A 25,843-nucleotide genomic window follows, 5' to 3' on the forward strand; every position below is an offset into this window, starting at 1 on the left:
CCAAGCCATCTCTATGCTGCGTATCTATTTCCGTCATTTCTCCAAGGCCGTGCTCTGGTTCATGGGTGGCAGCGTATTGCTGGTGCTGATCTTTCGCGTGGTGCCGCCACCGGGGACGGCGTTGATGGTCGAGCGCAAGATCGAATCCTGGTTCGATGGCGAACCCATTGACCTGCAACGGACCTGGAAACCCTGGGACGAGATCTCCGATGACCTCAAAGTCGCGGTGATTGCCGGGGAAGACCAGAAATTCCCGGAGCACTGGGGCTTCGATATCGGCGCGATTCAGGCGGCATTTGCCCATAACGAACGCGGCGGCTCGATCCGTGGCGCCAGCACCCTGAGCCAGCAAGTCTCGAAAAACCTGTTCCTGTGGTCTGGCCGTAGCTGGCTGCGCAAAGGCCTGGAGGCCTGGTTTACCACGCTGATCGAAGTGTTCTGGCCCAAACAGCGGATTCTTGAGGTGTACCTCAACAGCGTCGAGTGGGATGACGGCGTGTTTGGTGCCGAAGCGGCAGCCCGGCATCATTTTGGCGTGAGCGCCAAGAACCTCAGCCGCCAGCAATCGAGCTTGTTGGCCGCCGTACTACCCAACCCGCGGGTCTGGAGCGCCAGCCATCCGACTTCCTACGTATCGCGTCGGGCAGGGTGGATCCGACAACAGATGAGCCAACTCGGTGGCGACAGCTATCTGGTCGGGCTGAACGATTCGCGCCGGGCGCCTTGGGCCCAGTAACCGATCACCATTTACTGAAGCACTGAAGCCCCCTATGGGGAGCGAGCGTGCTCACGAGTGCGGTGGGTCATTCAACATTGATATCGACTGAACTGACGCCATCGCGAGCAAGCTCCCACACATTGGTTTTGTGTGGCGCCATAAACAAAAACGCCCCGATCAATGATCGAGGCGTTTTTTATTGCCTACTGGCCAGTTATGCAGCGATCGACAACTTGAGCTTGTTCATCGCGCTCTTCTCGAGCTGGCGAATACGCTCTGCCGACACGTTGTACTTCTGCGCCAGGTCGTGCAGCGTGGCTTTTTCTTCCGCCAGCCAGCGCTGGTAGAGGATGTCACGACTGCGGTCGTCCAGCACTTCCAGCGCTTCGTGCAGGTTGTGGTTGGAGTTGTCGCTCCAGTCGGCGTCTTCCAGTTGACGGGCCGGGTCGTACCGGTGGTCTTCCAGATAGTTGGCCGGCGACTGAAAAGCACTGTCGTCGTCCGCTTCGGCAGCCGGGTCGAAGGCCATGTCATGGCCGGTCAGGCGGCTTTCCATCTCGCGCACTTCACGCGGCTCTACACCCAGGCTTTCCGCCACACGGTGGACTTCCTCGTTGTTCAACCAGGCCAGACGCTTCTTCTGGCTGCGCAGGTTGAAGAACAACTTGCGCTGGGCCTTGGTGGTCGCGACTTTCACAATGCGCCAGTTGCGCAGGATGAACTCGTGGATTTCCGCCTTGATCCAGTGCACGGCAAAGGACACCAGGCGCACGCCCATTTCCGGGTTGAAGCGCTTCACGGCCTTCATCAGGCCGACGTTGCCTTCCTGGATCAGGTCAGCCTGAGCCAGGCCGTAGCCGGAATAGCTACGGGCGATATGTACGACAAAACGCAGGTGGGCGAGCACCATCTGCCGAGCCGCCCCCAAATCCTGCTCATAATAGAGACTCTCGGCCAGTTCACGCTCCTGCTCCGGCGACAGCAATGGAATGCTGTTGACGGTGTGCACATAGGCCTCCAGGTTCGCACCCGGGACCAGAGCATATGCAGGTTGCAAAGAATTGGTCATACGAAAAAACCTCCGACTTACAAACTCGTGCAGTTCAGCACTGCGAAAATTGACCGGAAACCGAAAGACAAGTTCCCTAAAACCCTAAAAACGCTGAAAGGTCAATACGAGCAAAATGATACTACTTAGGCGCAAGCTCCCTCAGGTGGCGTGCGACTGCAATCCATGCACCGATATACCCCAACAGCACCGCGCCAAGCAAGAGAGACAGACCGTCGGCAACTGGCACTCCAGCCAGCGCAAAATCACTGCCGTACAAACCGGCCAGCCCTACCACCGCGTCGTTCAGCCAATCAAGGCCAAACGCGAGTACGCCCCAAGACAGAATCCCCGCACCGAAGCCATAAAGCGCACCCATATATAGAAAGGGCCTGCGTACATAGCTGTCAGTGCCGCCGACCAGTTTAATCACTTCTATCTCTGTGCGGCGGTTTTCAATATGAAGACGAATGGTATTGCCTATCACCAAAAGTAATGCAGAAACCAGAAGCACGGTCAGACCGAAGACAAAACGGTCACCCAGCTTGAGAATGGCTGCCAGACGCTCGACCCAGACTAAATCAAGTTGCGCCTGCTGCACCTTCGGCAGCTCGGATAGTTTTTGTCTTAATGCTTCAAGCGCCGGCTTGTCGACTTCGGTCGGCGTCACCAGGACCACGCCCGGCAGCGGGTTCTCCGGCAATTCCTTGAGCGCCTCGCCAAGACCGGACTGCTGCTGGAACTCTTCCAGCGCCTGCTCGCGACCAACATATTCGGCATCGGCCACACCAGGCATACCCTTGATCTGATCGCGTAGCGATTCGCCTTCGGCCGGCTTGGCCTCAAGGTCCAGATACAGGGAAATCTGCGCCGCACGCTGCCAGGAACCACCCAGACGCTCGACGTTACTTAGCAAAAGTGACAGGCCCATGGGTAAACTCAGGGCCACCGCCATCACCATGCAGGTGAAAAAACTGCCGACAGGCTGCTTGCCCAGGCGGCGCAAGCTGTCGACCATGCTGGCGCGATGGCTTTCGATCCAGGCGCGGAACAACGTGGCAAAGTCCGGCCCGTCGTCATCGTCGTGTTTTTTCTTTTGCGGCTGCGGATCGGCGGCCTTCGGGGCCACACGTTCGGAAACCTTGGGGCTACGTGTTGCGCTCATACGGCCGCCTCCCCGTCACCGATCAATCGACCGCGCTGCAGCGTCAGCATGCGATGGCGCATGCGGGCAATCAGGGCCAGGTCGTGACTGGCGATCAGCACGCTGGTACCCAGGCGATTGATGTCTTCGAACACACCCATGATCTCAGCGGCCAGCCGCGGGTCGAGGTTACCGGTCGGCTCGTCCGCCAGCAGCAAGGCCGGGCGATGGACGATGGCGCGAGCGATACCGACGCGCTGCTGCTGACCGGTTGAGAGGTCGCCCGGGTACAGATCGGTTTTATCCGACAGCGCCACGCGCTCCAGTGCCGAGTCCACGCGCTTGGCGATCTCGGCCTTGGACAGCCCCAGGATCTGCAAAGGCAACGCAACGTTGTTGAACACCGTGCGATCGAACAGTAGCTGGTGATTCTGGAACACCACGCCGATCTGCCGACGCAGGAAAGGAATCTGCGCGTTGCTGATGGTGCTCAGGTCTTGCCCGGCGAGCAGCAACTTGCCGCTGGTCGGACGCTCCATGGCCAGCAACAGCCGCAACAAGGTGCTTTTACCGGCGCCGGAATGGCCGGTGACAAACAGAAACTCGCCACGACGGACTCGAAAGCTCAGCTCATGCAAGCCGACGTGACCGTTCGGGTAGCGCTTACCGACCTGTTCGAAACGAATCATGAACGCTCCCGCTCGGCAAACAATGCCTGGACAAAGGGTTCTGCTTCAAAGGTACGCAAATCGTCGATGCCTTCACCGACACCGATATAGCGGATCGGCAGGCCGAATTGCTTGGCCAGGGCGAAAATCACCCCCCCTTTCGCGGTGCCATCGAGCTTGGTCAGCGCCAGGCCAGTCAGTTCGACGGTCTGGTTGAATTGCTTGGCCTGGTTGATGGCGTTCTGGCCGGTGCCGGCGTCAAGCACCAACAGCACTTCGTGAGGAGCGTCGGCGTCAAGTTTGCCGATCACGCGGCGAACCTTTTTCAGCTCTTCCATCAGGTTGTCTTTGGTGTGCAGGCGGCCGGCGGTGTCGGCGATCAGCACGTCGATGCCACGGGCCTTGGCGGCCTGCACGGCGTCGAAGATCACCGAAGCCGAGTCGGCGCCAGTGTGCTGCGCGATCACCGGAATCTTGTTGCGCTCGCCCCAGACCTGCAACTGCTCCACCGCGGCCGCGCGGAAGGTGTCGCCGGCGGCGAGCATGACTTTCTTGCCCTCCAACTGCAGCTTCTTCGCCAGCTTGCCGATGGTGGTGGTCTTGCCGGCACCGTTGACGCCGACTACCAGAATCACGAACGGCTTGTTCTGCGAGGTGATTTTCAGCGGCTGCTCAACAGGCTTGAGCATGGCGGTCAGTTCGGCCTGCAGGGATTTGTAAAGGGCATCGGAGTCGGCCAGCTCTTTGCGCGCGACCTTCTGCGTCAGGCGCTGAATGATCACCGAAGTGGCTTCGACACCCACGTCGGCGGTCAGCAAACGGGTTTCGAGGTCTTCGAGCAGTTCGTCATCGATGGCCTTCCTGCCCAAAAACAGGCTGGCCATGCCTTCGCCGATACTGGCGCTGGTCTTGGACAGGCCCTGCTTGAGGCGGGCGAAGAAACCGGCTTTGGTTTCTTCGGTGCGCACCGGCTCGACCGGAGTTTCGACGGGAGCAGGAACGGAAGCAGGTGCCGCAACAATCGGGGCTACCGTCGCTACAACGGGTGGAGCCACCGGTTCGGTTACAACCGGTGCAGGTGCAGGCTCAGCCACAACGACTGGCGCCACCACCGGCTCGACCACAGGCGCATGAACCGGGGCCGGAATCGGCGGGGTCACGTGAGGGGCCAGGTCATTCTCGACCAATGCCACCGGTTCCTCCGCCACGGGCAGGGTCAGCCATGGCTCGGCAACGGCGGTCTGCGGTTGCTCAATGATTTCGCTGACAGGCTCGGCAACAGTCTCGACCTGCGCTTGCAGCACCGGCTCGGCAATCGGCAGGACCACCGGCGCGGGCGCTTCTTCTATTACCGGAGCCGCGACAGGCGCTGGCTCAGGAACAGGTTGTGGCTGTTCGACGACGGGTTCCTGCGGCTTTTTGCGCAGCCATCCGAACAGGCTTTTTTTCTCGCCAGCCGCAGCTGGGGTCTTCTTGTCGTCGTTGGAACCAAACATGGAGGACGGCTATCTCACGGTAGCGACGCGCCAATGGCGCCCCGGCAAATAAATATTCGATGCAGAACAGACTGCGATTGACCCAGCTTGTTCACGCGCAACATTTTGTCGAGGAGCCAACGGCGCCTCAAAGGTCGACTAATACGAAGGACTGGAACGGCATCGTCGGCGAAAACGCAGAGTTTAGCTGACAAACTCAAAGTTTCTGCCGGTAACCCATGCAACCCGCAGGCCGGTCAAAGGCCTGATAGGCGTGGCCGCCAGTAAAACGGATCAGTATCCTAGCACCTCCTCACCCGCCTAGGCTAAGACCAAGCGGGCAGCCCCAAAGGTTTAAAAACGAATGAATGCTCTTGCCCGCCGCGCCGCAGGCCTGCTGCTCAGCACAGTTTGCCTGCCCCTTTCGGCCCTTGCTGCCGACCCGCAACCCACCCACGAATTCACCCTCGACAATGGCCTGAAGGTGGTCGTGCGTGAAGACCACCGTGCGCCAGTGGTGGTGTCCCAGGTCTGGTACAAAGTCGGCTCCAGCTATGAGACGCCGGGCAATACCGGTCTGTCCCACGCTTTGGAACACATGATGTTCAAGGGTAGCGAGAAGGTTGGTCCAGGCGAAGCCTCGCTGATCCTGCGCGACCTCGGCGCCGAAGAGAACGCATTCACCAGCGATGATTTCACCGCCTATTACCAGGTACTGGCCCGGGATCGCCTGGGCGTGGCCTTCGAGCTGGAAGCCGACCGCATGGCCAGCTTGCGCCTGCCACCTGATGAGTTCGCCAAGGAAATCGAGGTCATCAAGGAAGAACGTCGCCTGCGTACCGACGACAAGCCGATGTCCAAGGCCTACGAGCGTTTCAAGGCCATGGCCTATCCGGCCAGCGGCTACCACACGCCGACCATCGGCTGGATGGCCGACCTTGAGCGAATGAAAGTCGAAGAGCTGCGCCATTGGTACGAAACCTGGTACGTGCCCAACAACGCCACGCTGGTGGTGGTTGGCGATGTCACCCCGGACGAAGTCAAAACCCTGGCCCAACGCTATTTCGGCCCGATCGCCAGGCGTGATGTGCCGGCCGCGAAAAAACCGCTGGAACTGGCCGAGCCGGGCGAGCGTCAGATCACCCTGCATGTGCAGACCCAACTGCCCAGTCTGATGCTGGCCTTCAACGTGCCGAGCATTGCCACCGCCGACGACAAGCGCCTGGTCAATGCCCTGCGCTTGATCTCGGCGCTGCTCGACGGCGGCTACAGCGGACGCATCCCGACGCAACTGGAGCGTGGAGAAGAATTGGTGTCAGGCGGCTCGTCGAGTTACGACGCCTACACCCGTGGCGACAGCCTCTTCACCCTGTCGGCATCGCCAAACTCGCAGAAACACAAGACCATCGCCCAGGCGCAAGCCGGTTTGTGGAAGCTGCTCGACCAGCTGAAAACCACGGCGCCTACCGCCGAGGAGCTGGAACGCGTACGTGCACAAGTCATCGCCGGCCTGGTCTTCGAGCGCGACTCGATCACCAGCCAGGCCACCGCCATCGGCCAGCTGGAAACCGTCGGCCTGTCATGGAAACTGATGGACACCGAACTGGCCGACCTGGAAAGCGTTACCCCCGAAGACATTCAGAAAGCCGCCAAGCTGTATTTCACCCGCGAACGTCTCAGCGTCGCCCATGTACTGCCTCTGGAGACGACTCATGAGTGAGCGTAAAAAATCCCGCCTGGCCTTGATCAGCCTGGTCGCCGTTACCGTTATCGGTGGCGCCGCGTTCTATTTGTCGCGTTCTGGCGAAACCAATGCCAGTGAAGCCCTGGACAAGGCCAAGGCCAGCCAGAAACTGCAGTCGTTGACCGAACTCAACGGCAAGGCACCGGACCACCGCAAGCTGGACGTGCAAACCTGGAACACCGCCGAAGGCACCAAGGTGCTGTTTGTCGAAGCCCATGAACTGCCGATGTTCGACATGCGCCTGATCTTCGCCGCCGGCAGCAGCCAGGACGGCACTGCACCGGGCCTGGCGCTGTTGACCAACGCCATGCTCAACGAGGGCGTGACCGGCAAGGACGTCGGTGCCATTGCCCGGGGCTTCGAAGGCCTGGGCGCCGATTTCGGCAACGGTGCTTACAAGGACATGGCAATCGCTTCACTGCGCAGCCTCAGTGCCAAGGACAAGCGCGAGCCGGCCCTGGAGCTGTTCGCCGAAGTCATTGGCAAGCCGACTTTCCCTGCCGACTCGCTGGAGCGCATCAAGAACCAGATGCTCGCCGGTTTTGAATACCAGAAACAGAACCCCGGCAAACTGGCGAGCCTGGAACTGATGAACCGACTGTACGGCGATCACCCGTACGCGCATTCCAGCGACGGCACGGCGAAAAGCGTACCGACGATCACCGCGGCACAACTGCGCACGTTCCACGAGAAAGCCTATGCAGCCGGTAACGTGGTGATCGCACTGGTCGGTGACCTGTCCCGCGCAGAAGCAGAAGCCATTGCCGCGCAGGTTTCCAACGCCCTGCCCAAAGGCCCGGCCTTGCCGAAGATCGTGCAACCCGTCGAACCCAAGGCCAGCGTCGGCCATATCGATTTCCCATCCAAGCAAACCAACCTGATGCTCGCGCAACTGGGTATCGACCGCGACGACCCGGACTACGCGGCATTGTCCATGGGTAACCAGATTCTCGGTGGCGGCGGCTTCGGCACCCGGTTGATGAGCGAAGTCCGCGAGAAACGTGGCCTGACTTACGGCGTGTATTCGGGTTTCACCCCGATGCAAGTGCGCGGCCCATTCATGATCAACCTGCAAACTCGCGCCGAGATGAGCGAAGGCACCCTGAAACTGGTGCAGGATGTACTGGCCGACTACCTTAAAACCGGTCCGACCGAAAAAGAACTCGACGACGCCAAGCGCGAATTGGCCGGCAGCTTCCCGCTGTCCACCGCGAGCAACGCCGATATCGTCGGCCAACTGGGCGCCATCGGTTTCTATAACCTGCCGTTGAGTCACCTGGAAGACTTCATGCAACAGTCCCAGAACTTGACCGTCGAGCAGGTCAAAGCTGCCATGAACAAGCACCTGAGCACGGATAAAATGGTCATCGTCAGCGCTGGCCCGACCGTGCCGCAAAAGCCGTTACCGGCCCCTACTGATAAACCTTCCGAGCAACCGCTCGGGGTTCCGGAGCATTAATGGCTACTCATTCGAAAAAACCTGCCCGCAACGTCCATAACGGCGTGAACCAGCTGCGCATCATCGGCGGCGAATGGCGCAGCCGGAAGCTGAGCTTTCCCGACGCTCCAGGCCTGCGCCCGACGCCGGACCGCGTGCGGGAAACCCTGTTCAACTGGCTCGCGCCTTACGTGCCGGGCGCCAAGGTGCTCGACCCCTTCACTGGCAGCGGCGCGCTATTCCTCGAAGCCCTGTCCCGTGGCGCAGCCATGGGCCAGGCGCTGGATGCCAGTAATATCGCGGTGTCCAGCCTGAAAGAGCACCTGGGTACACTGCGTTGCACCAACGGCCAGGTCCAGACCGCCGACGCCCTGCGCTACCTGGAAACCCAGACCGCAACGGCCTATGACCTGGTGTTCCTTGATCCGCCGTTCAACCAGAACCTGCTGCCTGCCGTTTGCAAGTTGCTCGAAGAACGCCAATGGCTGGCCGAAGATGCCTGGGTGTATACCGAAAGCGAATCCGCGCCTTCGACCCTGGGCCTGCCCGAGAACTGGCGCCTGCACCGGGAGCAGAAATCCGGGCGTGTGTATTACTCGCTGTGGCAGCGCCTCACTGAAAAACTTGCTGAGTAAAGCGTACAGGCAGGCCGGTGGCCTGCCTTGCACTCCGACAGTTTCTTAAAACGCAATACATCTGAAGTGGCTTGTTTCTCTCCTCCTGGCTCATCGTAACCGTGCGAAATGTCTCGCATGGATGCAATGGATGATTAACGGATGAACAAGCTAGTGACTGAACGAACGCCCAACCACACCCATGAGTTCACCCTCGACAATGGCCTGAGGGTCATTGTCCGCGAGGATCACAGAACCCCTCAGGTCGGAATCACACTGGTTTTTGCCGTAGGAACTGATGACGAGCGCCCCGAAGACTTCGGGGTCACAGATGTATTACAAAATGCACTGACGCCTGACTATGACGACTTCATCAAAGAGACTGGAGCCATTCATCAAAACCTCGGCGGCTCAAAAGGGCTGAGAGACAGCTTACTGATCGCCGCCGAACACCTGGAAAGTGCTCTCAAAATCCAGTCGACCTTCATGACGGACGAACTATCGGATGATTTGCTGCGCACCCATCTGGACGAGGAAATTCTGCGCAACAAGGAAAATTCCTTGTTCATATCTGCAATTAGTTTCAGCCCGGAAATCGACGCACTGGTAAACACCGGCCACAGTTACTACAGGCCCCACGACGCGATTGCCGCCAATCTTGAACGACTGACCTTTGAACACCTCAGAAACTGGCGCCAGAACCGGTATTGCCCCGCAAATGCCTGCCTGGTGATTGTCGGCGATGTCGAGATTGAGGAGGCAAGACGACTGGTCGAGCGACACTTTGGATCGGAGGACCAGCGCGCAGCTCCCTTCAGATCCTTGATAAAAGGACCATCTGGACCCGGTTACCGCCAGATAACGCAATGTCTGGAAACCGAATACCCGCTGATGCTCGTCATATTCAACACACCGGGGATGGAAAACGCCCCCGACCCGCAATCCGTCAGGGCACTGGAAATCCTGGATTCCCTGTTTGAGTCTTCTACACGCCTGAAGTCATTCGAGAATGACAACCGCTCTACAATTGTTGCGACCGCCTTTCGCCTCAGCCGAGCCAACAATCAATTCATCCTCGCGTTCCACTTCGAGGGTGATCCGCAGAAAGCCGAAGCCGATCTGTGGGCATTACTGGATGACCTCAAGCGCGTGCCGTTCACACCCGAGGACATCGAGCCCGCCATCATTCAAGAAAGTACTACCCGACAGGCGCTCTACGACAACCCTCAAAGTCAGTCGAGTAGTATCGGCTATCTTGTGGGATCGGCTCAGCCATGGCAGTTGATCGATCTTGAGGTCGCGCAATTACGCAGTGTCACGGCGCAGGATATTCAGAACGCCGCCAACGCCTACTTCACTCGCGAGCGCGCAACCGTGGCACATGTGTTTCCCATTGAGAAAAAGACCCCGGCATAACGAAATCCCGGTGCAATCATCAGCCCCTGAAACCGGCCCCTGTGCGACCATTGCACAGGGGCTTCTCTTGCCGGTCGCGAACCCTCGTGGTTTATGGCAAGTTAGCAACTTGCGGCGAGCACGACACGCCCCATGAGTTCCTCTGCATTTCGCAAGCAGCGGTCTGCAATTGAACAGAATGTCTCACTACAAGCCGCGCCCCAATTCCCCATGAAAACCTTCACCCCCGCCTTCGGCATTGGCAACCCGCACTTGCAAACCTTGTGGGGACCGCTGTGGCGTAAAACCGTGCACATTGGCCGTGAACGCGAACGCCTGTGGCTTGAAGATGGCGATTTCCTCGATCTGGACTGGCATGGCCCGCACAGTGCCGAAGCGCCTTTAGTGTTGGTACTGCACGGGCTTACCGGGTCGTCGAATTCGCCGTATGTCGCGGGCATGCAAAAAACCCTGGGTGACCGGGGCTGGGCCAGTGTTGCGCTGAACTGGCGCGGCTGTTCGGGCGAACCCAACCTGTTGCCGCGCAGCTACCATTCCGGCGCCAGCGAAGACCTGGCCGAAACCATCAGGCACTTGCGGGCCAAGCGCCCTCTCGCACCGCTGTATGCCGTCGGCTACTCGCTGGGCGGCAATGTGCTGCTCAAGCATTTGGGCGAAACCGGCAGCGACAGCGGCGTGACGGGGGCCGTGGCGGTGTCGGTGCCGTTTCGTCTGGACCAGTGTGCCGACCGCATCGGCCAGGGTTTCTCCAGGGTTTACCAGGCACACTTCATGCGTGAGATGGTCGCCTACATCAAGAACAAACAGCGACAGTTCCAGCACGACGGACGCGAGGATGGCCTGGCAGCCCTGGCGGCGCTCGGATCACTGGAAAACATGCGTACGTTTTGGGATTTCGACGGTCGCGTCACCGCACCACTGCACGGCTTCGCCGATGCCGAGGATTACTATCGCCGCGCCTCCAGCCGCTATTTCCTTGGCGAAATTCGTACGCCGACCTTGATGATTCAGGCCGCCGACGACCCCTTCGTCTTCCCCCACAGCCTGCCGCACGTCGATGAGTTGTCCGCTTGCACGCAATTCGAACTGCAAGCCAAGGGCGGGCATGTCGGCTTCGTTGACGGCACGCTCAGGCAACCGGGTTACTACCTGGAGCGACGCATCCCCGAGTGGCTGGCCGCCGTAGGGCGTGTTTGAGTCATGGACGCAGATCAAGGCGAGTCGATCCACTTCTGGCAAACCCCGCCACTGGCCGGGGTCGAATTGTTGTCCGCCCGCTACATCGATCACCGCTTCGCCCCGCATGTGCACGACGGCTATGTGATCGGCATGATCATGGCCGGCGCCCAGCGCTATCGCTATCGCGGTGCCGAACACCTGGCGGGCAGCGGCACGCTGGTGCTGATCAACCCCGATGAACTGCACACCGGCCACAAAGGCACCGAGGATGGCTGGCTGTACCGGGCGTTTTATCCCGACAGCGGGCAGATCACCTCGCTGCTGGCCGAACTCGAACTGCCGACCCATCACCTGCCGGCCTTCGGTGCCACGCTATATCGCGATCAGGATCTGGTAAACGGCTTCTGCCAACTCCATCGCTTGCTGGAAAGTCCCGCCACCGCATTGCAGCAACAAACGGTCTGGCGCGAACTGGTGCTGTCGCTGCTGCAGCGTCATGCGGCGGTGCCCGATGCCGATAGACCCGGCAAGGAACACCGGGCCGTGAGCCTGGCCAAGGAATTGCTGCACGCACAACTGGCGGCACCGCCCTCACTGGAGGCGCTGGCGGCGGCGGTCAATCTCTCGCCATTCCATTTCGCCCGGGTGTTCCGCCGGGCCACCGGCATGCCGCCGCACACCTGGCTGATGCAACAGCGCATCGCCCGGGCGCGGGCGTTGCTGCAAAGTGGTTGTCTGCCGCTGGAAGTCGCGATGCAACTGGGGTTTGCCGACCAGAGCCATCTGAGCCGGCAGTTCAAGCAGGTGTATGGGGTTGGACCGGGGGCGTATCGCAGCGCAAAACGGGGACTAGAGGCTTAACCAGATCTCACAAACACCATCCATCCCTGTGGGAGCGAGCAAGCTCGCTCCCACAGGGTTTTGGGATGTTTATTCGCCCGTGGCGACGCCCCGCGCAGGCTCGTTGATCCACTCACTCCAGGACCCGGCATACAACGAACCCAACGGATAACCGGCCAGGCACAACGCAAACAGGTTGTGGCACGCCGTCACACCGGAACCGCAGTACGCCACCAGATCATTCGGCGAACGATCGCCCAGTTTCGCGGCAAAACGCTGCTTGAGCTGATCGGCCGGCAGGAAGCGACCGTCACCACCCAGGTTGTCAGTAAACGCCGCACACTGGGCACCGGGAATGTGCCCGGCCACTGGGTCGATCGGCTCCACTTCGCCCTTGAAACGCGGCATTGCGCGGGCATCGAGCAGGGTCAGTTCCGGCCGGGAGAGGCGCTTTTGCAATTGCTCGGCACTGATCAGCAACGCCGTGTCAGGTTTGCCGGTGAAGGAACCACGGGAGATCGCCGGCGCATCCAGACTCAAAGGCAAACCGGCCGCGTGCCAGGCCTTGAGACCGCCATCGAGAATGAATACACCGTCACGCTTGCCTAGCCAGGCCAGCATCCACCAGGCCCTCGCCGCGTACGCACCCGGACCGTCATCGTACAAAACCACTTCGCTATCGGCGTCGATGCCCCAGGCTTGCAGGCGCTCGACCAACTGTGCCGGTTCGGGCAACGGATGGCGCCCGGTCACGCCCTTGACCACGGCGCCACTCAGGTCACGCTCAAGGTCGGCATAGCTCGAACCGGCAATGTGCCCTTCGGCATAGCTGCGCTGACCGTAATCCGGGTCTTCGAGGGCAAAACGACAATCCAGAATCACCAGCCCCGGCTGGTCCTTTTTCAGGTCCAGTGCTTGCGGGCTGATCAGTTGCGCAATGGGCATAACGGGCTCCTGTGATTAAGTCGGACTTGATCCTACTGTACTTCTTCCAGTGCCTGGGCCAGGGGCACGTAAAACTCTTCGAACAAGGCGTTGACCGCATCGCGGGACTGATCCGTGACGAACCCCGCTTCCAGCACCAGAACCTGATAAACCCCGCGTTTAATGGCCTGTTCGCTCAAGTGACTGGAGTTCTCTCGCGTGGTGCACAGGAAGCGCACCCAGGACGTGAGAATGATCCAGGCATTGAGGGTCAGGGATTCGATCTGCACCTTGTCCATCTTCAAAATGCCGGCGGCGACGAAACCTTCGTAGATCGCCCCACCCTGGATCAGGCAACGCTGGGAAAAGCGTCGATAGCGGTCGGCCAGCTCGGGATCGCTGTCGAGCAAATGTTCGAGATCGCGATGCAAAAACCGATAGCGCCACATCGCCGACAGCAGTTCCTTGAGGTAGAAGCGTTTGTCTTCGACCGTGGCGGCACGGCCCTGGGGCGGGCGCAGGAAGCTGTCCACCAGGCTTTCATACTCGCTGAACAACACGGCGATGATCGCCTGCTTGTTAGGGAAGTGGTAGTACAGGTTGCCCGGGGAAATTTCCATATGGGCAGCAATGTGGTTGGTGCTGATGCTGCGCTCGCCCTGTTGATTGAACAGCTCCAGGCTGTTCTGCACGATGCGCTCGCTGGTTTTGATCCGTGGGGCCATGGCTTGAGCTTTAATTCAGAGTGCGTTGATGGGCATCTTAGATCTATCCGCGAGCGGATAAAACAAAGCTGTTCCAGGATGTCATTTGACTTTCTAGAGCATAGACTCTAAAAAGTGCTTCATTACAATAAATCCGGAGCCGACCATGACTGCTGAAATTTCCTACCTGCAGAACCTACAGCAGCCGCTGGAAGAGCTTCAGGCCTTGTTCGATGCCCAGCGTGCCGCGTATGCCGCCAACCCGATGCCACCCGCCGCGCAGCGTCAGCAATGGCTCAAGGCGCTAAAGGATTTATTGAACAATGAACGCCAGGCCCTGATCGATGCGATCAGCCAGGACTTCAGTCATCGCAGCGCCGATGAAACCCTGCTCGCCGAACTGATGCCCAGCCTGCACGGTATCCATTACGCCAGCAAACACCTCAAGGGCTGGATGCGAGCCTCGCGTCGCAAGGTTGGCGCCGCTTTCCAGCCCGCCTCTGCCAAAGTCGTTTACCAACCGCTGGGCGTGGTCGGGGTCATCGTGCCGTGGAACTACCCTCTCTACCTGGCCATCGGTCCGCTGGTCGGTGCGCTGTCGGCGGGCAATCGGGTGATGCTCAAGCTCAGTGAGTCGACTCCCGCGACCGGTCTGCTGATGAAGCAACTGTTGGCGCGTATCTTCCCCGAAGACCTGGTTTGCGTGGTGCTGGGCGAGGCCGATATCGGCGTGGCCTTCTCGCGGCTGCCGTTCGATCACCTGCTGTTCACCGGCGCCACCAGCATCGGCAAACACGTGATGCGCGCCGCCGCGGAGAATTTGACTCCAGTGACCCTGGAACTGGGCGGCAAATCCCCCGCCATCGTGTCCCAGGATGTACCGCTCAAGGACGCCGCCGAACGCATTGCCTTCGGCAAGACCCTGAACGCCGGCCAGACCTGCGTGGCCCCGGATTATGTGCTGGTGCCGGAGGATCGCGTCGGTGGTTTCGTCGAAGCCTATCGCACCGCCGTCCGCAGTTTTTATCCGACACTCGCCGACAACCCGGACTACACCGCGATCATCAACGAGCGCCAACTGGCGCGCCTCAACGGCTACGTCAGCGATGCCACCAGCAAGGGTGCGTTGCTGATGCCGCTGTTCGACCAGGGTCAGGGCCGCCGCATGAGCCATAGCCTGCTGCTCAATGTCACTGACGACATGACAGTGATGCAGGACGAGATCTTCGGGCCACTGCTGCCGATCGTGCCGTACAAGGATCTGGATCAGGCGTTTGCCTACATCAACCAGCGCCCTCGCCCACTGGCCCTGTATTACTTCGGCTACGACAAGCGCGAACAACAACGCGTGCTGCACGAAACCCATTCCGGTGGCGTGTGCCTGAACGACACCCTCCTGCACGTCGCCCAGGACGACATGCCGTTCGGCGGCATCGGTGCCTCGGGCATGGGCCATTACCATGGCCATGAAGGCTTCCTGACCTTCAGCAAGGCCAAGGGCGTGCTGATCAAACAGCGGTTCAACGCGGCGAAACTGATCTACCCGCCGTACGGCAAATCCATACAGAAGCTGATCCAGAAGCTGTTCATCCGCTAACGATCATCACCGTCGGGTAATAACAATAATGAACCCCAGCCTGTCCGATTCACCCGCGCTGTCACGGCGCGGGCTGCTTAAATTCAGCCTCGGCGCCAGCGCCTTTCTCGCCACCGCCGGATTGGGCGCCAGCCTCAGCGGCTGTTCACCGAGTGCGCCGGCCAGTGGTTTCGTCACGCTGCGCAGCGGCGATCTGCCGTTTCTACGGGCCTTGATTCCGGTCATGCTCGAGGGTGCGGCGCCCTCTGAACGGATGCCCGAGGCGGTCGAAGGCACACTGAAAAGCCTGGACTACAACCTCGCCCACCTGTCACCGGAAATGCTCAAGCTGACCCGGCAACTGTTCGATGTGCTGGGTATGGCCGTGACTCGCGGACCGTTGACCGGAATCTGGGGCAGTTGGGAAAACGCCAGCGCCGACGATATTCGGCGCTTTCTCGATCGATGGGAAAACAGCTCGTTGAGCCTGTTGCGCATGGGCCACAGTTCATTGCTGCAACTGGTGATGATGGCCTGGTACGGCCGCAAGGAATCATGGGCGCATTGTGGGTATCCCGGGCCGCCCACTGTTTAAAACTCTGCACAAAACCTGTGGGAGCGTGGCTTGCCCGCGATGGCGTCAGTTGCCTCACCACTGCATCCAAAATAATAAAGAGAACCTGAAAGATGCCCGTACCCGATCCGTTCCGCGAAGGCATGGCCCGAGGCTGGAAAACCTACAACGGCTCGCAACTGACCCAAGACCTGACACTCGAAGCGGACGTGGCGATCATCGGCAGCGGCGCCGGCGGCGGCACCACCGCCGAAATCCTCAGCGCGGCCGGCTACAAGGTGCTGCTGATCGAGGAAGGCCCGCTCAAGACCAGCAGCGACTTCAAGATGCTCGAAGACCAGGCCTATGCCAGCCTTTATCAGGAAGGCATCGGCCGCATGAGCAAGGATGGCGCGATCACCATCCTGCAAGGCCGGGCGGTCGGCGGCACCACGCTGATCAACTGGACCTCCAGCTTCCGCACTCCGGAGCCGACCCTCGAACACTGGGCCAAAGAGCACAACGTCAAGGGCCACAGCCCGACGGAAATGGCGCCGTGGTTCGAGAAAATGGAGCAACGCCTGGGCGTCGCACCGTGGATGGTGCCGCCCAACGCCAACAATGACGTGATCCGCAAGGGCTGCGAAGCACTGAATTACTCATGGCACGTCATCCCGCGCAACGTGCGCGGCTGCTGGAACCTCGGCTACTGCGGTATGGGCTGCCCGACCAACGCCAAGCAATCGATGATGGTCACCACCATTCCAGCGACACTGGAGAAAGGCGGCGAACTGGTTTACCTGGCCCGCGCCGAAAAGCTCACCATCAGCGGCGACAAGGTCACCGGCCTGCAATGTTCGGCGATGGATGAACGCTGCGTCGCACCGACCGGGCGCTCCATCACGGTCAAGGCGAAACATTTCGTGCTGGCTGGTGGCGGTATCAACAGCCCGGCCTTGCTGATGCGCTCCGAGGCACCCGACCCGCACAAGCGCCTGGGAAAACGCACGTTCCTGCACCCGGTGAACATGTCCGCCGCGTTGTTCGACGAAGTGGTCAACCCGTTCTACGGTGCACCGCAATCGATCTATTCCGACCATTTCCAATGGCAGGACGGCACCACGGGCAAGATGTCCTTCAAACTGGAAGTCCCGCCCCTGCACCCGGCGCTGGCCACGACATTGCTGGGTGGTTTCGGCCAGGAAAACTCCCAGCACATGGCCAACTTGCCACATACCCACGCCATGCTGGCGTTGCTGCGCGATGGTTTTCACCCGGACAGCCCCGGTGGCAGCGTCGAATTGCGCAGCGATGACACGCCAGTGCTGGATTACCAGCTATCACCGTACGCCTGGGATGGATTGCGCCGGGCGTTCCATACCATGGCCGAGATCCAGTTTGCCGGTGGTGCCAAGGCTGTGATGCCGATGCACGCCGATGCCCGCTACGTGAAAACCCTCGCCGAAGCCCGCTCGCTGATCGACGGCCTGAGCCTGGAGTTGTATCGCACACGCCTGGGCAGTGCCCATGTGATGGGCGGTTGCGCCATGGGTGAAGACCCGGCGAACGCGGTGACCGACAGCCTCGGCCGGCATCATCAACTGGGTAATCTGTCGATCCACGACGGCTCGCTGTTCCCCACCAGCATTGGCGCCAACCCGCAGCTGTCGGTCTACGGGCTAACGGCACAACTGGCGACATCCCTGGCCGAACGTTTAAAAAATCCATGAAAATGACGATTATTCCCATCGTCTATAGTGCTTTCTTACCCAACAGGCGACTTGGCCGACCGGGAAGGCTGCGATACCATCCGACTCCCCAACGGATTCCCGCCAGGACGACGCGATGAACCGAGTGTTGTACCCAGGTACCTTCGACCCTATTACCAAGGGCCATGGCGATCTGGTCGAACGCGCCTCGCGCCTGTTCGATCACGTGATCATCGCCGTCGCCGCGAGCCCCAAGAAAAACCCGTTGTTTCCTCTGGAACAACGTGTGGAACTGGCGCGCGAGGTCACTAAACATCTGCCGAACGTTGAAGTCGTCGGCTTCTCGACGTTGCTGGCGCACTTCGCCAAAGAGCAGAATGCCAACGTGTTCCTGCGTGGTTTGCGCGCGGTGTCGGACTTCGAATACGAATTCCAGCTGGCCAACATGAATCGCCAACTGGCGCCGGACGTGGAAAGCCTGTTCCTGACCCCGTCCGAGCGCTACTCGTTCATTTCCTCGACGCTGGTCCGTGAAATTGCAGCCCTGGGCGGCGACATCACCAAGTTCGTGCACCCTGTGGTGGCGGACGCACTGACCGAACGCTTCAAGAAATAATCCCCGCAAACTGTAGGAGCGAGCCTGCTCGCGATGGACGTCAACGATAACGCGGGAAACCTGACACCCCGCGGCGTTCTCGGCTTCATCGCCAGCAGGCTGGCTCCTACAGAACGTCGCACCTGCGTGCAACGCAGGCGCCAATGCGGCACAATTACGCGCATTGGTTTATTGCGCCCGGGCCTGCCGCCCCGGCTGGAGTTAGCATGTCCCTGATCATCACCGACGATTGCATCAACTGCGACGTCTGCGAACCCGAGTGCCCGAACGCCGCCATTTCCCAAGGCGAAGAGATCTACGTGATCGACCCGAACCTGTGCACCCAGTGTGTAGGCCACTACGACGAACCGCAGTGCCAGCAGGTCTGCCCAGTGGATTGCATTCCACTGGACGAAGCCCATCCGGAAACTGAAGAGCAGTTGATGGAGAAGTACCGGAAAATTACCGGCAAGGCCTGAATGTTTTAGTGCTCTTTCGGGCCTCATCGCGAGCAAGCTCGCTTCCACACTGGATCTGTGTCGTTCACAAACCCTGTGGGAGCGAGCTTGCTCCGGGCGGCGTTCCGACGATGAGGCCATCAGCCACGCCGAATCTCTAACGGATTGTCGCCCGTATCAGCTCTGACAGCGCGGGCAAAAAACGCTGGCGCGCTGCCCGAGTTTCACTTCCCGTAGCCCCGTGCCACAGGCCTTGCAGTGTTCACCGCCACGGCCGTACACGAACAGTTCCTGCTGGAAGTAGCCAGGCTGACCGTCACCACCGATAAAGTCCCGCAGCGTGGTACCGCCGCGTTCGATGGCGGCCGCCAGGATGCGCTTGATCTCTATGGCCAGCTTCAAATAACGCGCCCGGGAAATGCTCCCGGCTTCGCGGCGCGGGTCGATCCCGGCGGCGAACAACGCTTCAGTCGCGTAGATATTGCCGACGCCCACCACCACCGCGTTATCCATGATGAACGGCTTGACCGCCATCGAGCGGCCACGGGACTGCTGGAACAGGCGCTCGCCGTCGAATAGATCGGTCAGCGGCTCCGGCCCCAGGCGGATGAGCAACTCGTGATTGAGCGGATCGAGACTCCAGAGCATTGCACCAAAGCGCCGCGGGTCGGTGTAACGCAGCGCCAGGCCCGACTCCAGCTCAATGTCCACATGCTCATGCTTGGCCGCCGGCAGCCCGGCTTCCACCAACCGCAAATTGCCTGACATGCCCAAGTGGCTGATCAAGGTGCCGACTTCGGCGTTGATCAGCAGGTACTTGGCCCGCCGCTCCACCAGCACGATACGCTGCCCGGACAAGCGCACATCGAGGTCTTCGGGAATCGGCCAGCGCAAGCGCCGATCACGCACGATCACCCGGCTGACGCGTTGGCCTTCCAGGTACGGCGCGATGCCGCGACGGGTGGTTTCGACTTCTGGCAATTCAGGCATGGTGCGCTCTTGAAAGAAGAAAGCCCGGTACTCAGCGATGAGTACCGAGGTCGCGAATCGTCTGCTTGAGGGTCTCGAAGTCGTAGTCCGAGAGGCCGACATAATCGAGCACCAGCGGCGCGATGCTGTTCCACTCGTGGTCTTCGGTCTGGTTGCCCAGCACCCGGTACGACGCGCAAATGTGCTCGGCCATCTTCAGGATCGCCAGCAGGTTCTTCAACGAACTGTTGCGCGAAGATTCATCGCTGAAGATCGCCAACGCATTGTGGTGATTGGCGATCGCCGCGCTCACGTGCTCCGGCAGGCGCCACGACTTGGCCGTGAAGTACCCAACCACCGAATGATTGGTATTGAACACCCGATTCTCCGTATCCACCACCCGGCATTCGGCACTGGCGTTGGCGTAGGCCTGCTCCACAACGCCCATGTAGTCGGGGAAACGCTGGAGCATCAAGGGTACGCCGCAGTCGTGGAACAGACCCAGGGCATACGCTTCGTCGCCATTTTCAATGCCGATGCGCTTGGCCAGGGTCAGGCAGGTCATGGCCACGTCCTGAGCGGTGTCCCAGAAACGGTTCAGGGTGACAATGGTGTCGTCGTTCATCTCGCCCTTGATCGACTGTGCGTTGATCAGGTTGATGACCGAGCGGCTACCCAGCAGTTTTACCGCGCGCTGGATGGAGGCAATCTTGTTGCTCAGCCCGTAATACGGCGAATTGACGATCTTCAGCAGCGAACCGGAAAGCCCCGGGTCCTGGGAGATCAGCTTGGCTATGACGTCCAGATCCGGATCGGGCATGTACTGCTCCATCTGCAAATCCACCATGATTTGCGGTTGGGCCGGTACGCTGATGCCCTGCAGGGCTTGTTGGATCTGTTCGGAAGTCAGCTCTTGGGACATTTGTGCACACTCTGGGTCAGGCGGTGATTCTAACCTTTATGAAGTTGGATCCGACATCCCAAATCGCAAGACAACCCTCGCCACATGTCCACTTGCAGGCCAATCCGGGGTCTCAACACGCTATACTCCCGCTCTTTTTTCCGGAGCGACGACATGTCCCTGCCTAGCCTGCGCCTCAAAGCCAACGCCGACCGTCGTCTGCGCAACGGTCACTTGTGGGTCTACAGCAACGAAATCGATGTAGCCGCTACGCCTTTGCACGGTTTCAAGGCCGGCGACCAGGCGATCCTCGAAGCCGCCGGCGGCAAGCCGCTGGGCATCGTTGCCATGAGCCCGAACAACCTGATCTGCGCCCGCGTGCTGTCGCGCGACATCAAGTTGCCGCTGGACAAATCGCTGCTGGTGCATCGCCTGAACGTGGCCCTGTCGCTGCGTGACCGCCTGTTCGACAAGCCGTTCTATCGCCTGGTCTACGGCGACTCCGACCTGCTGCCAGGCCTGGTGGTCGACCGTTTCGGCGACATCCTGGTGGTCCAGATCGCTTCGGCGACCATGGAAGCCCACAAGGACGACGTGATCGCGGCGCTGACCCAGGTGCTCAAGCCGAGCGGCATTCTGTTCAAGAACGACTCCGCTGCTCGTGACGCCGAAGGCCTCACCCGCTACGTCGAAACTGTGTTCGGCCTGGTGCCGGAGTGGGTTGCTCTCGAAGAGAACGGCGTGAAATTCGAAGCACCGGTCATCCAGGGCCAGAAAACCGGCTGGTTCTACGACCACCGCATGAACCGCGCCCGCCTGGCCCCTTACGCCAAAGGTAAACGCGTACTGGACCTGTACAGCTACATCGGCGGCTGGGGCGTGCAGGCTGCAGCATTCGGCGCCAGCGAAGTGTTCTGCGTCGATGCATCGGCTTTCGCCCTCGACGGCGTTGAGCGCAACGCCGCACTGAACGGCTTCGCCGAAAAAATGACCTGCATCGAAGGCGACGTGTTCGAAGCCCTGAAAGAGCTGAAAGCCAGCGAAGAACGCTTCGACGTGATCGTGGCCGACCCGCCGGCGTTCATCAAACGCAAGAAAGACATGAAAAACGGCGAAGGCGCCTACCGCCGCCTGAACGAGCAAGCCATGCGCCTGCTCACCAAGGACGGCATCCTGGTCAGCGCATCGTGCTCGATGCACCTGCCGGAAGACGATCTGCAGAACATCCTGCTGACCAGCGCCCGCCACCTGGACCGCAATATACAGATGCTGGAGCGTGGCGGTCAGGGCCCGGATCATCCGGTGCACCCGGCAATTGCCGAGACTCGCTACATCAAGAGCATTACTTGCCGGTTGTTGCCTAACAGCTAAAACGCAAACCACTGTAGGAGCGAGCTCGCTCGCGATGGTCGTCAACGATAACGCTGGCAGCCTGACGCCCCACGGCGCTCTCAGGCTCATCGCGAGCAATCGACCGTCGACCGGCTGCTCCTACAGAGGTTCCCGGCATCAAAACAGGAAGTCTCCTACAGCGCTTCTGATTGAATTACCTGCACCCCAGACTAGTATCGGTTTCTGGTTTCAAGCATGAACGCTTGATCGCTCCGGAAAACAAAAACAATGTCTGAGTCCTCTTACCCAGCTCTAAGTGGCGACCTGAAACGCCAACGGGCCTCCCGCTTTATCCTCATTACAAATATCTCGTTGATCAGTTTTTTCCCGCTGAATATCCTCCTGCCTTCTTTTCCTGCCTTGGCCGCGGAGTTCAACACTTCAACTGCAGAAATCGCTCTATCCACCAGCCTGTTCACGCTGGTTTTTGCGATGTCTCAATTAATAACCGGCCCGCTCTCAGATAAGTGGGGGCGCAAGGAAGTTCTTCTTGGTTGCATCGTTGTTGCTACGCTCGGCTCGATAGGGTGCGCGCTGGCGACAGACTATCTGGGCTTCCTGCTATTTCGCGTTATCCAGGCAATCGGGTGCGGTTTTTTTTGTGCTGGGTCATGCATTGGTGGAAGACTTGTTCGAAGAACAGGATCGGGCCCGAGTGCGAATTTATTACATGACACTGAGCGGCTCCTTTGTTGCACTGTCGCCACTATTGGGATCATGGTTGCAAACCACGTTCGACTGGCAGGCAAGCTTTTATGGTTTTGCGCTCATGGCGCTTGGCATGTTTATCCATACCCAAGTAATACTGCCCTCCAAAGCAGTCAGCCATCGAAGAAAACCCATTTCCGTTCTACGCACGCTGAAATCCGTTATTGGAAACCGAGACTTCATCCGCTACTGGTGGATAGCCGCGTTAGTGTTTGCTTGCTATTTCGCGTTGATCAGCGTGACACCGCTGATTTTCATGGATGAGTTGAAGTTATCCGAGTACCAGTACGCGCTGGTGCTTATGGTGTATGGGTTGGCCTATTTCCTCGGTGGAATAGTTGCCAGCACCGTGCAGAAACATATCTCCCTCACGTTGCAAATCAACATCGGGCTTGGATTGCTAGGTGTCGCCGGTGTGTTGTTAGCATTAATCGTCAATTATGAAGCGATGACAACTATCACCCTGCTCATACCGATGCTGATCAGTGCTCTGGCAGTCACCCTAGTTCGCCCTGCCGCGATTTCCGCAGCAATGTTGCTGTTCTCAACCAGTGCCGGAACGGCAGCATCCGCAGGCAACAGCATCATGTTCATCACCGCCGCCGTCAGCAGCGCCGCCCTCGCACAAACAGGGGACAATTTGCTGATGACCATTGCTGTCAGCTACATCGTGTTCAGTCTTTGGGGTTTGCTGACGAACACCAGGATCGGACGCTGACTGTAGGAGCGAGCTTGCTCGCGATGGTCGTAAACGAAAACGCGCTCATTCTCGATGAACGCGTTGCCCTCTGGTTCATCGCGAGCAAGCTCGCTCCTACAGATAACCGTTCCATGTGAAGTTCCGCAGGCTTGCCCGCACGTCTTGTGAATGCTGCCTCCACGCTTGCAGCCATTCCCTCCAGCCGCCAGCCGTGTAGAATCGCGAACATTCATCGCCAGTCATCCCCGGCGGGTTTATGAGCTCAAGCTGAAGCGCGCGGCGATCCCGCAAAGTTATCGGCAACTTCCGGACACGCGGCCATTTCTGAGTGTTCCAGACGTCAATAGAAGCTCACTTCCCTTTTGATACCTGATTAGCCGCCCGGAGTGCTTCATGCCTGATTACCGCTCGAAAACATCCACCCACGGCCGCAACATGGCCGGTGCCCGCGCACTGTGGCGCGCCACGGGGATGAAAGATGACGACTTCAAGAAGCCGATCATCGCCATTGCCAACTCCTTCACCCAGTTCGTACCGGGCCACGTGCACCTCAAAGACCTGGGCCAACTGGTCGCCCGCGAGATCGAACGCGCTGGCGGCGTGGCAAAGGAATTCAACACCATCGCTGTCGATGACGGCATCGCCATGGGCCACGACGGCATGCTGTATTCGCTGCCGAGCCGCGAGATCATTGCCGACTCCGTCGAATACATGGTCAACGCCCACTGCGCCGATGCGATCGTCTGCATTTCCAATTGCGACAAGATCACCCCCGGCATGCTGATGGCGTCCCTGCGCCTGAACATCCCGGTGATCTTCGTCTCCGGCGGCCCGATGGAAGCCGGCAAGACCAAACTCGCCTCCCACGGCCTCGACCTGGTCGATGCCATGGTGATCGCCGCCGACTCCAGCGCTTCTGACGAGAAAGTCGCTGAGTACGAGCGCAGCGCCTGCCCGACTTGCGGCTCTTGCTCCGGCATGTTCACCGCCAACTCGATGAACTGCCTGGTCGAAGCGCTGGGCCTGGCATTGCCGGGCAACGGTTCGACCCTGGCCACCCACAGCGACCGCGAGCAGCTGTTCCTGCAGGCCGGCCGCACCATCGTCGAGCTGTGCAAGCGTTACTACTTTGATAACGACGAGTCGGTGTTGCCGCGCAACATCGCCAACTTCCAGGCGTTCGAGAACGCGATGACCCTGGACATCGCCATGGGCGGTTCCACCAACACCATCCTGCACTTGCTGGCCGCCGCCCAGGAAGCCGAGATCGATTTCGACCTGCGCGACATCGACCGTCTGTCCCGACACGTGCCGCAACTGTGCAAGGTTGCGCCGAACATCCAGAAGTACCACATGGAAGACGTGCACCGCGCAGGCGGGATCTTCAGCATCCTCGGCTCGCTGGCCCGTGGCGGCCTGTTGCACACCCAGTTGCCGACCGTGCACAGCCGCAGCATGGAAGAAGCCATCGCCAAGTGGGACATCACCCAGACTAACGATGAAGCCGTGCATCACTTCTTCAAGGCCGGTCCTGCGGGCATCCCGACGCAAACCGCGTTCAGCCAGTCGACCCGTTGGGACACCCTGGACGACGACCGTGAAAACGGCTGCATCCGCAGTGTCGAACACGCTTACTCGCAAGAAGGCGGCCTGGCCGTGCTCTACGGCAACATCGCCCTGGACGGCTGCGTGGTGAAAACCGCCGGCGTCGACGAGTCGATCCACGTGTTCGAAGGCAACGCGAAGATCTTCGAAAGCCAGGACAGCGCCGTGCGCGGCATCCTCGCCGACGAAGTGAAGGAAGGCGATATCGTCATCATTCGCTACGAAGGCCCGAAAGGCGGCCCGGGCATGCAGGAAATGCTCTACCCGACCTCGTACCTGAAATCCAAAGGCCTGGGCAAAGCCTGCGCCCTGCTCACCGACGGCCGTTTCTCCGGCGGTACTTCTGGCCTGTCCATCGGCCACGCTTCGCCTGAAGCGGCTGCCGGCGGCGCGATTGGTCTGGTGCAGGACGGCGACAAGGTGTTGATCGACATCCCGAACCGCTCGATCAACCTGTTGGTCAGCGACGAAGAACTGGCTGAACGCCGGGTCGAGCAGGACAAGAAGGGCTGGAAACCGGTGGAAGTGCGTCCACGTAAAGTGACCACCGCGTTGAAAGCCTATGCCCTGCTGGCCACCAGTGCCGACAAGGGCGCTGTGCGTAACAAGGCGATGCTTGACGGGCTGTAAGCGTTAACCGTCGAACATGAAAATGCCCCGCCAAGTGCGGGGCATTTTTGTTTCTGCCAGTCACCTTTCATCTGTAGGAGCGAGCCTGCTCGCGATGGACTGGAGAACGCCGCTGGGTGTCAGGTTTCCAACGTT

At 59.9% G+C, this 25,843-nt stretch carries 22 protein-coding genes and 1 pseudogene; 15 read left to right on the forward strand and 8 right to left on the reverse strand.

Translation table 11 applies throughout. The features are described from left to right. Window positions 1–13 precede the first annotated feature (13 nt). The gene (gene mtgA, locus B0D71_RS16815) at window positions 14–736 is read left to right on the forward strand and encodes a monofunctional biosynthetic peptidoglycan transglycosylase (protein ID WP_103395779.1); all 723 of its coding nucleotides are present in this window, start codon (window positions 14–16) and stop codon (window positions 734–736) included. A 196-nt stretch (window positions 737–932) separates the two neighbouring features. Here the strand turns inward: mtgA and rpoH are convergent, their stop codons facing one another. The 4 genes from rpoH to ftsY all read right to left on the reverse strand — a co-directional run bounded on the left by rpoH (window position 933) and on the right by ftsY (window position 5,074). Further along, window positions 933–1,787: an RNA polymerase sigma factor RpoH gene (rpoH, locus tag B0D71_RS16820; RefSeq protein ID WP_007975386.1), complete on the reverse strand. Its 855-nt coding sequence runs from the start codon at window positions 1,785–1,787 to the stop codon at window positions 933–935. A gap of 121 nt (window positions 1,788–1,908) precedes the next feature. Then, window positions 1,909–2,931, reverse strand: coding sequence for a permease-like cell division protein FtsX (gene ftsX, locus B0D71_RS16825; protein WP_103395780.1), 1,023 nt, complete (start codon window positions 2,929–2,931; stop codon window positions 1,909–1,911). Then, window positions 2,928–3,599, reverse strand: coding sequence for a cell division ATP-binding protein FtsE (gene ftsE, locus B0D71_RS16830; protein ID WP_007975383.1), 672 nt, complete (start codon window positions 3,597–3,599; stop codon window positions 2,928–2,930). Before ftsE ends, ftsX begins: the two co-directional genes overlap by 4 nt. Beyond that, window positions 3,596–5,074 (reverse strand): signal recognition particle-docking protein FtsY, encoded by a 1,479-nt coding sequence (gene ftsY / locus B0D71_RS16835; RefSeq protein WP_103395781.1) that lies wholly within the window; start codon window positions 5,072–5,074, stop codon window positions 3,596–3,598. Before ftsY ends, ftsE begins: the two co-directional genes overlap by 4 nt. A 343-nt stretch (window positions 5,075–5,417) precedes the next feature. On the opposite strand from ftsY, the gene B0D71_RS16845 reads away from it, so the two are divergent. From B0D71_RS16845 to B0D71_RS16870, 6 genes are all read left to right on the forward strand, one after another. Beyond that, on the forward strand, window positions 5,418–6,773 hold the full coding sequence (locus tag B0D71_RS16845) for a M16 family metallopeptidase (protein ID WP_103395782.1): 1,356 nt from the start codon (window positions 5,418–5,420) through the stop codon (window positions 6,771–6,773). After that, entirely contained in the window at window positions 6,766–8,256 is a 1,491-nt protein-coding gene (locus tag B0D71_RS16850; RefSeq protein ID WP_103395783.1) for a M16 family metallopeptidase, read from the forward strand. The genes B0D71_RS16845 and B0D71_RS16850 overlap by 8 nt, the downstream gene beginning before the upstream one ends. Beyond that, window positions 8,256–8,870 (forward strand): 16S rRNA (guanine(966)-N(2))-methyltransferase RsmD, encoded by a 615-nt coding sequence (gene rsmD / locus B0D71_RS16855; RefSeq protein WP_103395784.1) that lies wholly within the window; start codon window positions 8,256–8,258, stop codon window positions 8,868–8,870. Before B0D71_RS16850 ends, rsmD begins: the two co-directional genes overlap by 1 nt. 141 nt (window positions 8,871–9,011) lie before the next feature. After that, entirely contained in the window at window positions 9,012–10,265 is a 1,254-nt protein-coding gene (locus B0D71_RS16860; protein ID WP_103395785.1) for a M16 family metallopeptidase, read from the forward strand. 210 nt (window positions 10,266–10,475) lie between these two features. Beyond that, window positions 10,476–11,462 (forward strand): hydrolase, encoded by a 987-nt coding sequence (locus B0D71_RS16865; protein WP_103395786.1) that lies wholly within the window; start codon window positions 10,476–10,478, stop codon window positions 11,460–11,462. Between the two features lie 3 nt (window positions 11,463–11,465). Beyond that, on the forward strand, window positions 11,466–12,305 hold the full coding sequence (locus B0D71_RS16870) for an AraC family transcriptional regulator (protein WP_103395787.1): 840 nt from the start codon (window positions 11,466–11,468) through the stop codon (window positions 12,303–12,305). A 69-nt stretch (window positions 12,306–12,374) separates the two neighbouring features. Here the strand turns inward: B0D71_RS16870 and B0D71_RS16875 are convergent, their stop codons facing one another. Together B0D71_RS16875 and B0D71_RS16880 are read right to left on the reverse strand one after the other, a co-directional pair. Next, complete coding sequence (locus B0D71_RS16875; RefSeq protein ID WP_103395788.1) at window positions 12,375–13,229, reverse strand: sulfurtransferase; 855 nt, start codon at window positions 13,227–13,229, stop codon at window positions 12,375–12,377. A gap of 32 nt (window positions 13,230–13,261) precedes the next feature. Further along, the gene (locus tag B0D71_RS16880; protein ID WP_103395789.1) at window positions 13,262–13,933 is read right to left on the reverse strand and encodes a TetR/AcrR family transcriptional regulator; all 672 of its coding nucleotides are present in this window, start codon (window positions 13,931–13,933) and stop codon (window positions 13,262–13,264) included. Window positions 13,934–14,078: 145 nt separating this feature from the next. Here B0D71_RS16880 and B0D71_RS16885 point away from each other — a divergent pair, with 145 nt between their 5' ends. The 5 genes from B0D71_RS16885 (at window position 14,079) to B0D71_RS16910 (ending at window position 18,824) form a co-directional block, all read left to right on the forward strand. Then, window positions 14,079–15,509 carry a coniferyl aldehyde dehydrogenase gene (locus tag B0D71_RS16885; protein ID WP_103395790.1) on the forward strand — a complete coding sequence of 477 codons (1,431 nt, stop codon included), beginning with the start codon at window positions 14,079–14,081 and terminating at the stop codon, window positions 15,507–15,509. 28 nt (window positions 15,510–15,537) lie between these two features. Further along, window positions 15,538–16,083 carry a twin-arginine translocation pathway signal protein gene (locus tag B0D71_RS16890; protein ID WP_103395791.1) on the forward strand — a complete coding sequence of 182 codons (546 nt, stop codon included), beginning with the start codon at window positions 15,538–15,540 and terminating at the stop codon, window positions 16,081–16,083. 92 nt (window positions 16,084–16,175) lie between these two features. Then, window positions 16,176–17,771 (forward strand): GMC family oxidoreductase, encoded by a 1,596-nt coding sequence (locus B0D71_RS16895; protein ID WP_103395792.1) that lies wholly within the window; start codon window positions 16,176–16,178, stop codon window positions 17,769–17,771. A 115-nt stretch (window positions 17,772–17,886) separates the two neighbouring features. Then, window positions 17,887–18,366, forward strand: a complete 480-nt coding sequence (coaD, locus tag B0D71_RS16900; protein ID WP_007939322.1) for a pantetheine-phosphate adenylyltransferase — start codon at window positions 17,887–17,889, stop codon at window positions 18,364–18,366. 206 nt (window positions 18,367–18,572) lie between these two features. Beyond that, window positions 18,573–18,824: a YfhL family 4Fe-4S dicluster ferredoxin gene (locus B0D71_RS16910; protein WP_003195146.1), complete on the forward strand. Its 252-nt coding sequence runs from the start codon at window positions 18,573–18,575 to the stop codon at window positions 18,822–18,824. A 156-nt stretch (window positions 18,825–18,980) separates the two neighbouring features. On the opposite strand, the gene mutM is transcribed toward B0D71_RS16910, so the two are convergent. After that, a complete protein-coding gene (mutM, locus tag B0D71_RS16915; RefSeq protein WP_103395794.1) occupies window positions 18,981–19,793 on the reverse strand; it encodes a bifunctional DNA-formamidopyrimidine glycosylase/DNA-(apurinic or apyrimidinic site) lyase in 813 nt (270 codons plus the stop codon). Window positions 19,794–19,824: 31 nt separating this feature from the next. Next, entirely contained in the window at window positions 19,825–20,694 is an 870-nt protein-coding gene (locus B0D71_RS16920; RefSeq protein WP_103395795.1) for an HDOD domain-containing protein, read from the reverse strand. A gap of 153 nt (window positions 20,695–20,847) precedes the next feature. Here B0D71_RS16920 and B0D71_RS16925 point away from each other — a divergent pair, with 153 nt between their 5' ends. The 3 genes and pseudogenes from B0D71_RS16925 to ilvD all read left to right on the forward strand — a co-directional run bounded on the left by B0D71_RS16925 (window position 20,848) and on the right by ilvD (window position 25,708). Next, window positions 20,848–22,044: a class I SAM-dependent rRNA methyltransferase gene (locus tag B0D71_RS16925; protein ID WP_103395796.1), complete on the forward strand. Its 1,197-nt coding sequence runs from the start codon at window positions 20,848–20,850 to the stop codon at window positions 22,042–22,044. 249 nt (window positions 22,045–22,293) lie between these two features. Continuing rightward, window positions 22,294–23,491 (forward strand): annotated as a pseudogene (locus tag B0D71_RS16935) (MFS transporter). Window positions 23,492–23,866: 375 nt separating this feature from the next. Then, window positions 23,867–25,708, forward strand: a complete 1,842-nt coding sequence (ilvD, locus tag B0D71_RS16945) for a dihydroxy-acid dehydratase (RefSeq protein WP_103395799.1) — start codon at window positions 23,867–23,869, stop codon at window positions 25,706–25,708. Window positions 25,709–25,843: the final 135 nt, after the last annotated feature.

Source organism: Pseudomonas laurylsulfativorans (genome assembly GCF_002906155.1).
GTDB lineage: Bacteria > Pseudomonadota > Gammaproteobacteria > Pseudomonadales > Pseudomonadaceae > Aquipseudomonas > Aquipseudomonas laurylsulfativorans.

Excerpts from the sequence above, each read along its gene's own strand:
- B0D71_RS16890 (WP_103395791.1), top strand. The coding sequence starts at position 15,538 with ATGAACCCCAGCCTGTCCGATTCACCCGCGCTGTCACGGCGCGGGCTG.
- B0D71_RS16880 (WP_103395789.1), bottom strand. The coding sequence starts at position 13,933 with ATGGCCCCACGGATCAAAACCAGCGAGCGCATCGTGCAGAACAGCCTG.
- rsmD (WP_103395784.1), top strand. The coding sequence starts at position 8,256 with ATGGCTACTCATTCGAAAAAACCTGCCCGCAACGTCCATAACGGCGTG.
- B0D71_RS16865 (WP_103395786.1), top strand. The coding sequence starts at position 10,476 with ATGAAAACCTTCACCCCCGCCTTCGGCATTGGCAACCCGCACTTGCAA.
- mutM (WP_103395794.1), bottom strand. The coding sequence starts at position 19,793 with ATGCCTGAATTGCCAGAAGTCGAAACCACCCGTCGCGGCATCGCGCCG.
- B0D71_RS16895 (WP_103395792.1), top strand. The coding sequence starts at position 16,176 with ATGCCCGTACCCGATCCGTTCCGCGAAGGCATGGCCCGAGGCTGGAAA.
- B0D71_RS16885 (WP_103395790.1), top strand. The coding sequence starts at position 14,079 with ATGACTGCTGAAATTTCCTACCTGCAGAACCTACAGCAGCCGCTGGAA.
- B0D71_RS16925 (WP_103395796.1), top strand. The coding sequence starts at position 20,848 with ATGTCCCTGCCTAGCCTGCGCCTCAAAGCCAACGCCGACCGTCGTCTG.
- ilvD (WP_103395799.1), top strand. The coding sequence starts at position 23,867 with ATGCCTGATTACCGCTCGAAAACATCCACCCACGGCCGCAACATGGCC.
- ftsE (WP_007975383.1), bottom strand. The coding sequence starts at position 3,599 with ATGATTCGTTTCGAACAGGTCGGTAAGCGCTACCCGAACGGTCACGTC.
- coaD (WP_007939322.1), top strand. The coding sequence starts at position 17,887 with ATGAACCGAGTGTTGTACCCAGGTACCTTCGACCCTATTACCAAGGGC.
- B0D71_RS16920 (WP_103395795.1), bottom strand. The coding sequence starts at position 20,694 with ATGTCCCAAGAGCTGACTTCCGAACAGATCCAACAAGCCCTGCAGGGC.
- B0D71_RS16845 (WP_103395782.1), top strand. The coding sequence starts at position 5,418 with ATGAATGCTCTTGCCCGCCGCGCCGCAGGCCTGCTGCTCAGCACAGTT.
- rpoH (WP_007975386.1), bottom strand. The coding sequence starts at position 1,787 with ATGACCAATTCTTTGCAACCTGCATATGCTCTGGTCCCGGGTGCGAAC.
- B0D71_RS16875 (WP_103395788.1), bottom strand. The coding sequence starts at position 13,229 with ATGCCCATTGCGCAACTGATCAGCCCGCAAGCACTGGACCTGAAAAAG.
- ftsX (WP_103395780.1), bottom strand. The coding sequence starts at position 2,931 with ATGAGCGCAACACGTAGCCCCAAGGTTTCCGAACGTGTGGCCCCGAAG.
- ftsY (WP_103395781.1), bottom strand. The coding sequence starts at position 5,074 with ATGTTTGGTTCCAACGACGACAAGAAGACCCCAGCTGCGGCTGGCGAG.
- B0D71_RS16860 (WP_103395785.1), top strand. The coding sequence starts at position 9,012 with ATGAACAAGCTAGTGACTGAACGAACGCCCAACCACACCCATGAGTTC.
- B0D71_RS16870 (WP_103395787.1), top strand. The coding sequence starts at position 11,466 with ATGGACGCAGATCAAGGCGAGTCGATCCACTTCTGGCAAACCCCGCCA.
- B0D71_RS16910 (WP_003195146.1), top strand. The coding sequence starts at position 18,573 with ATGTCCCTGATCATCACCGACGATTGCATCAACTGCGACGTCTGCGAA.
- mtgA (WP_103395779.1), top strand. The coding sequence starts at position 14 with ATGCTGCGTATCTATTTCCGTCATTTCTCCAAGGCCGTGCTCTGGTTC.
- B0D71_RS16850 (WP_103395783.1), top strand. The coding sequence starts at position 6,766 with ATGAGTGAGCGTAAAAAATCCCGCCTGGCCTTGATCAGCCTGGTCGCC.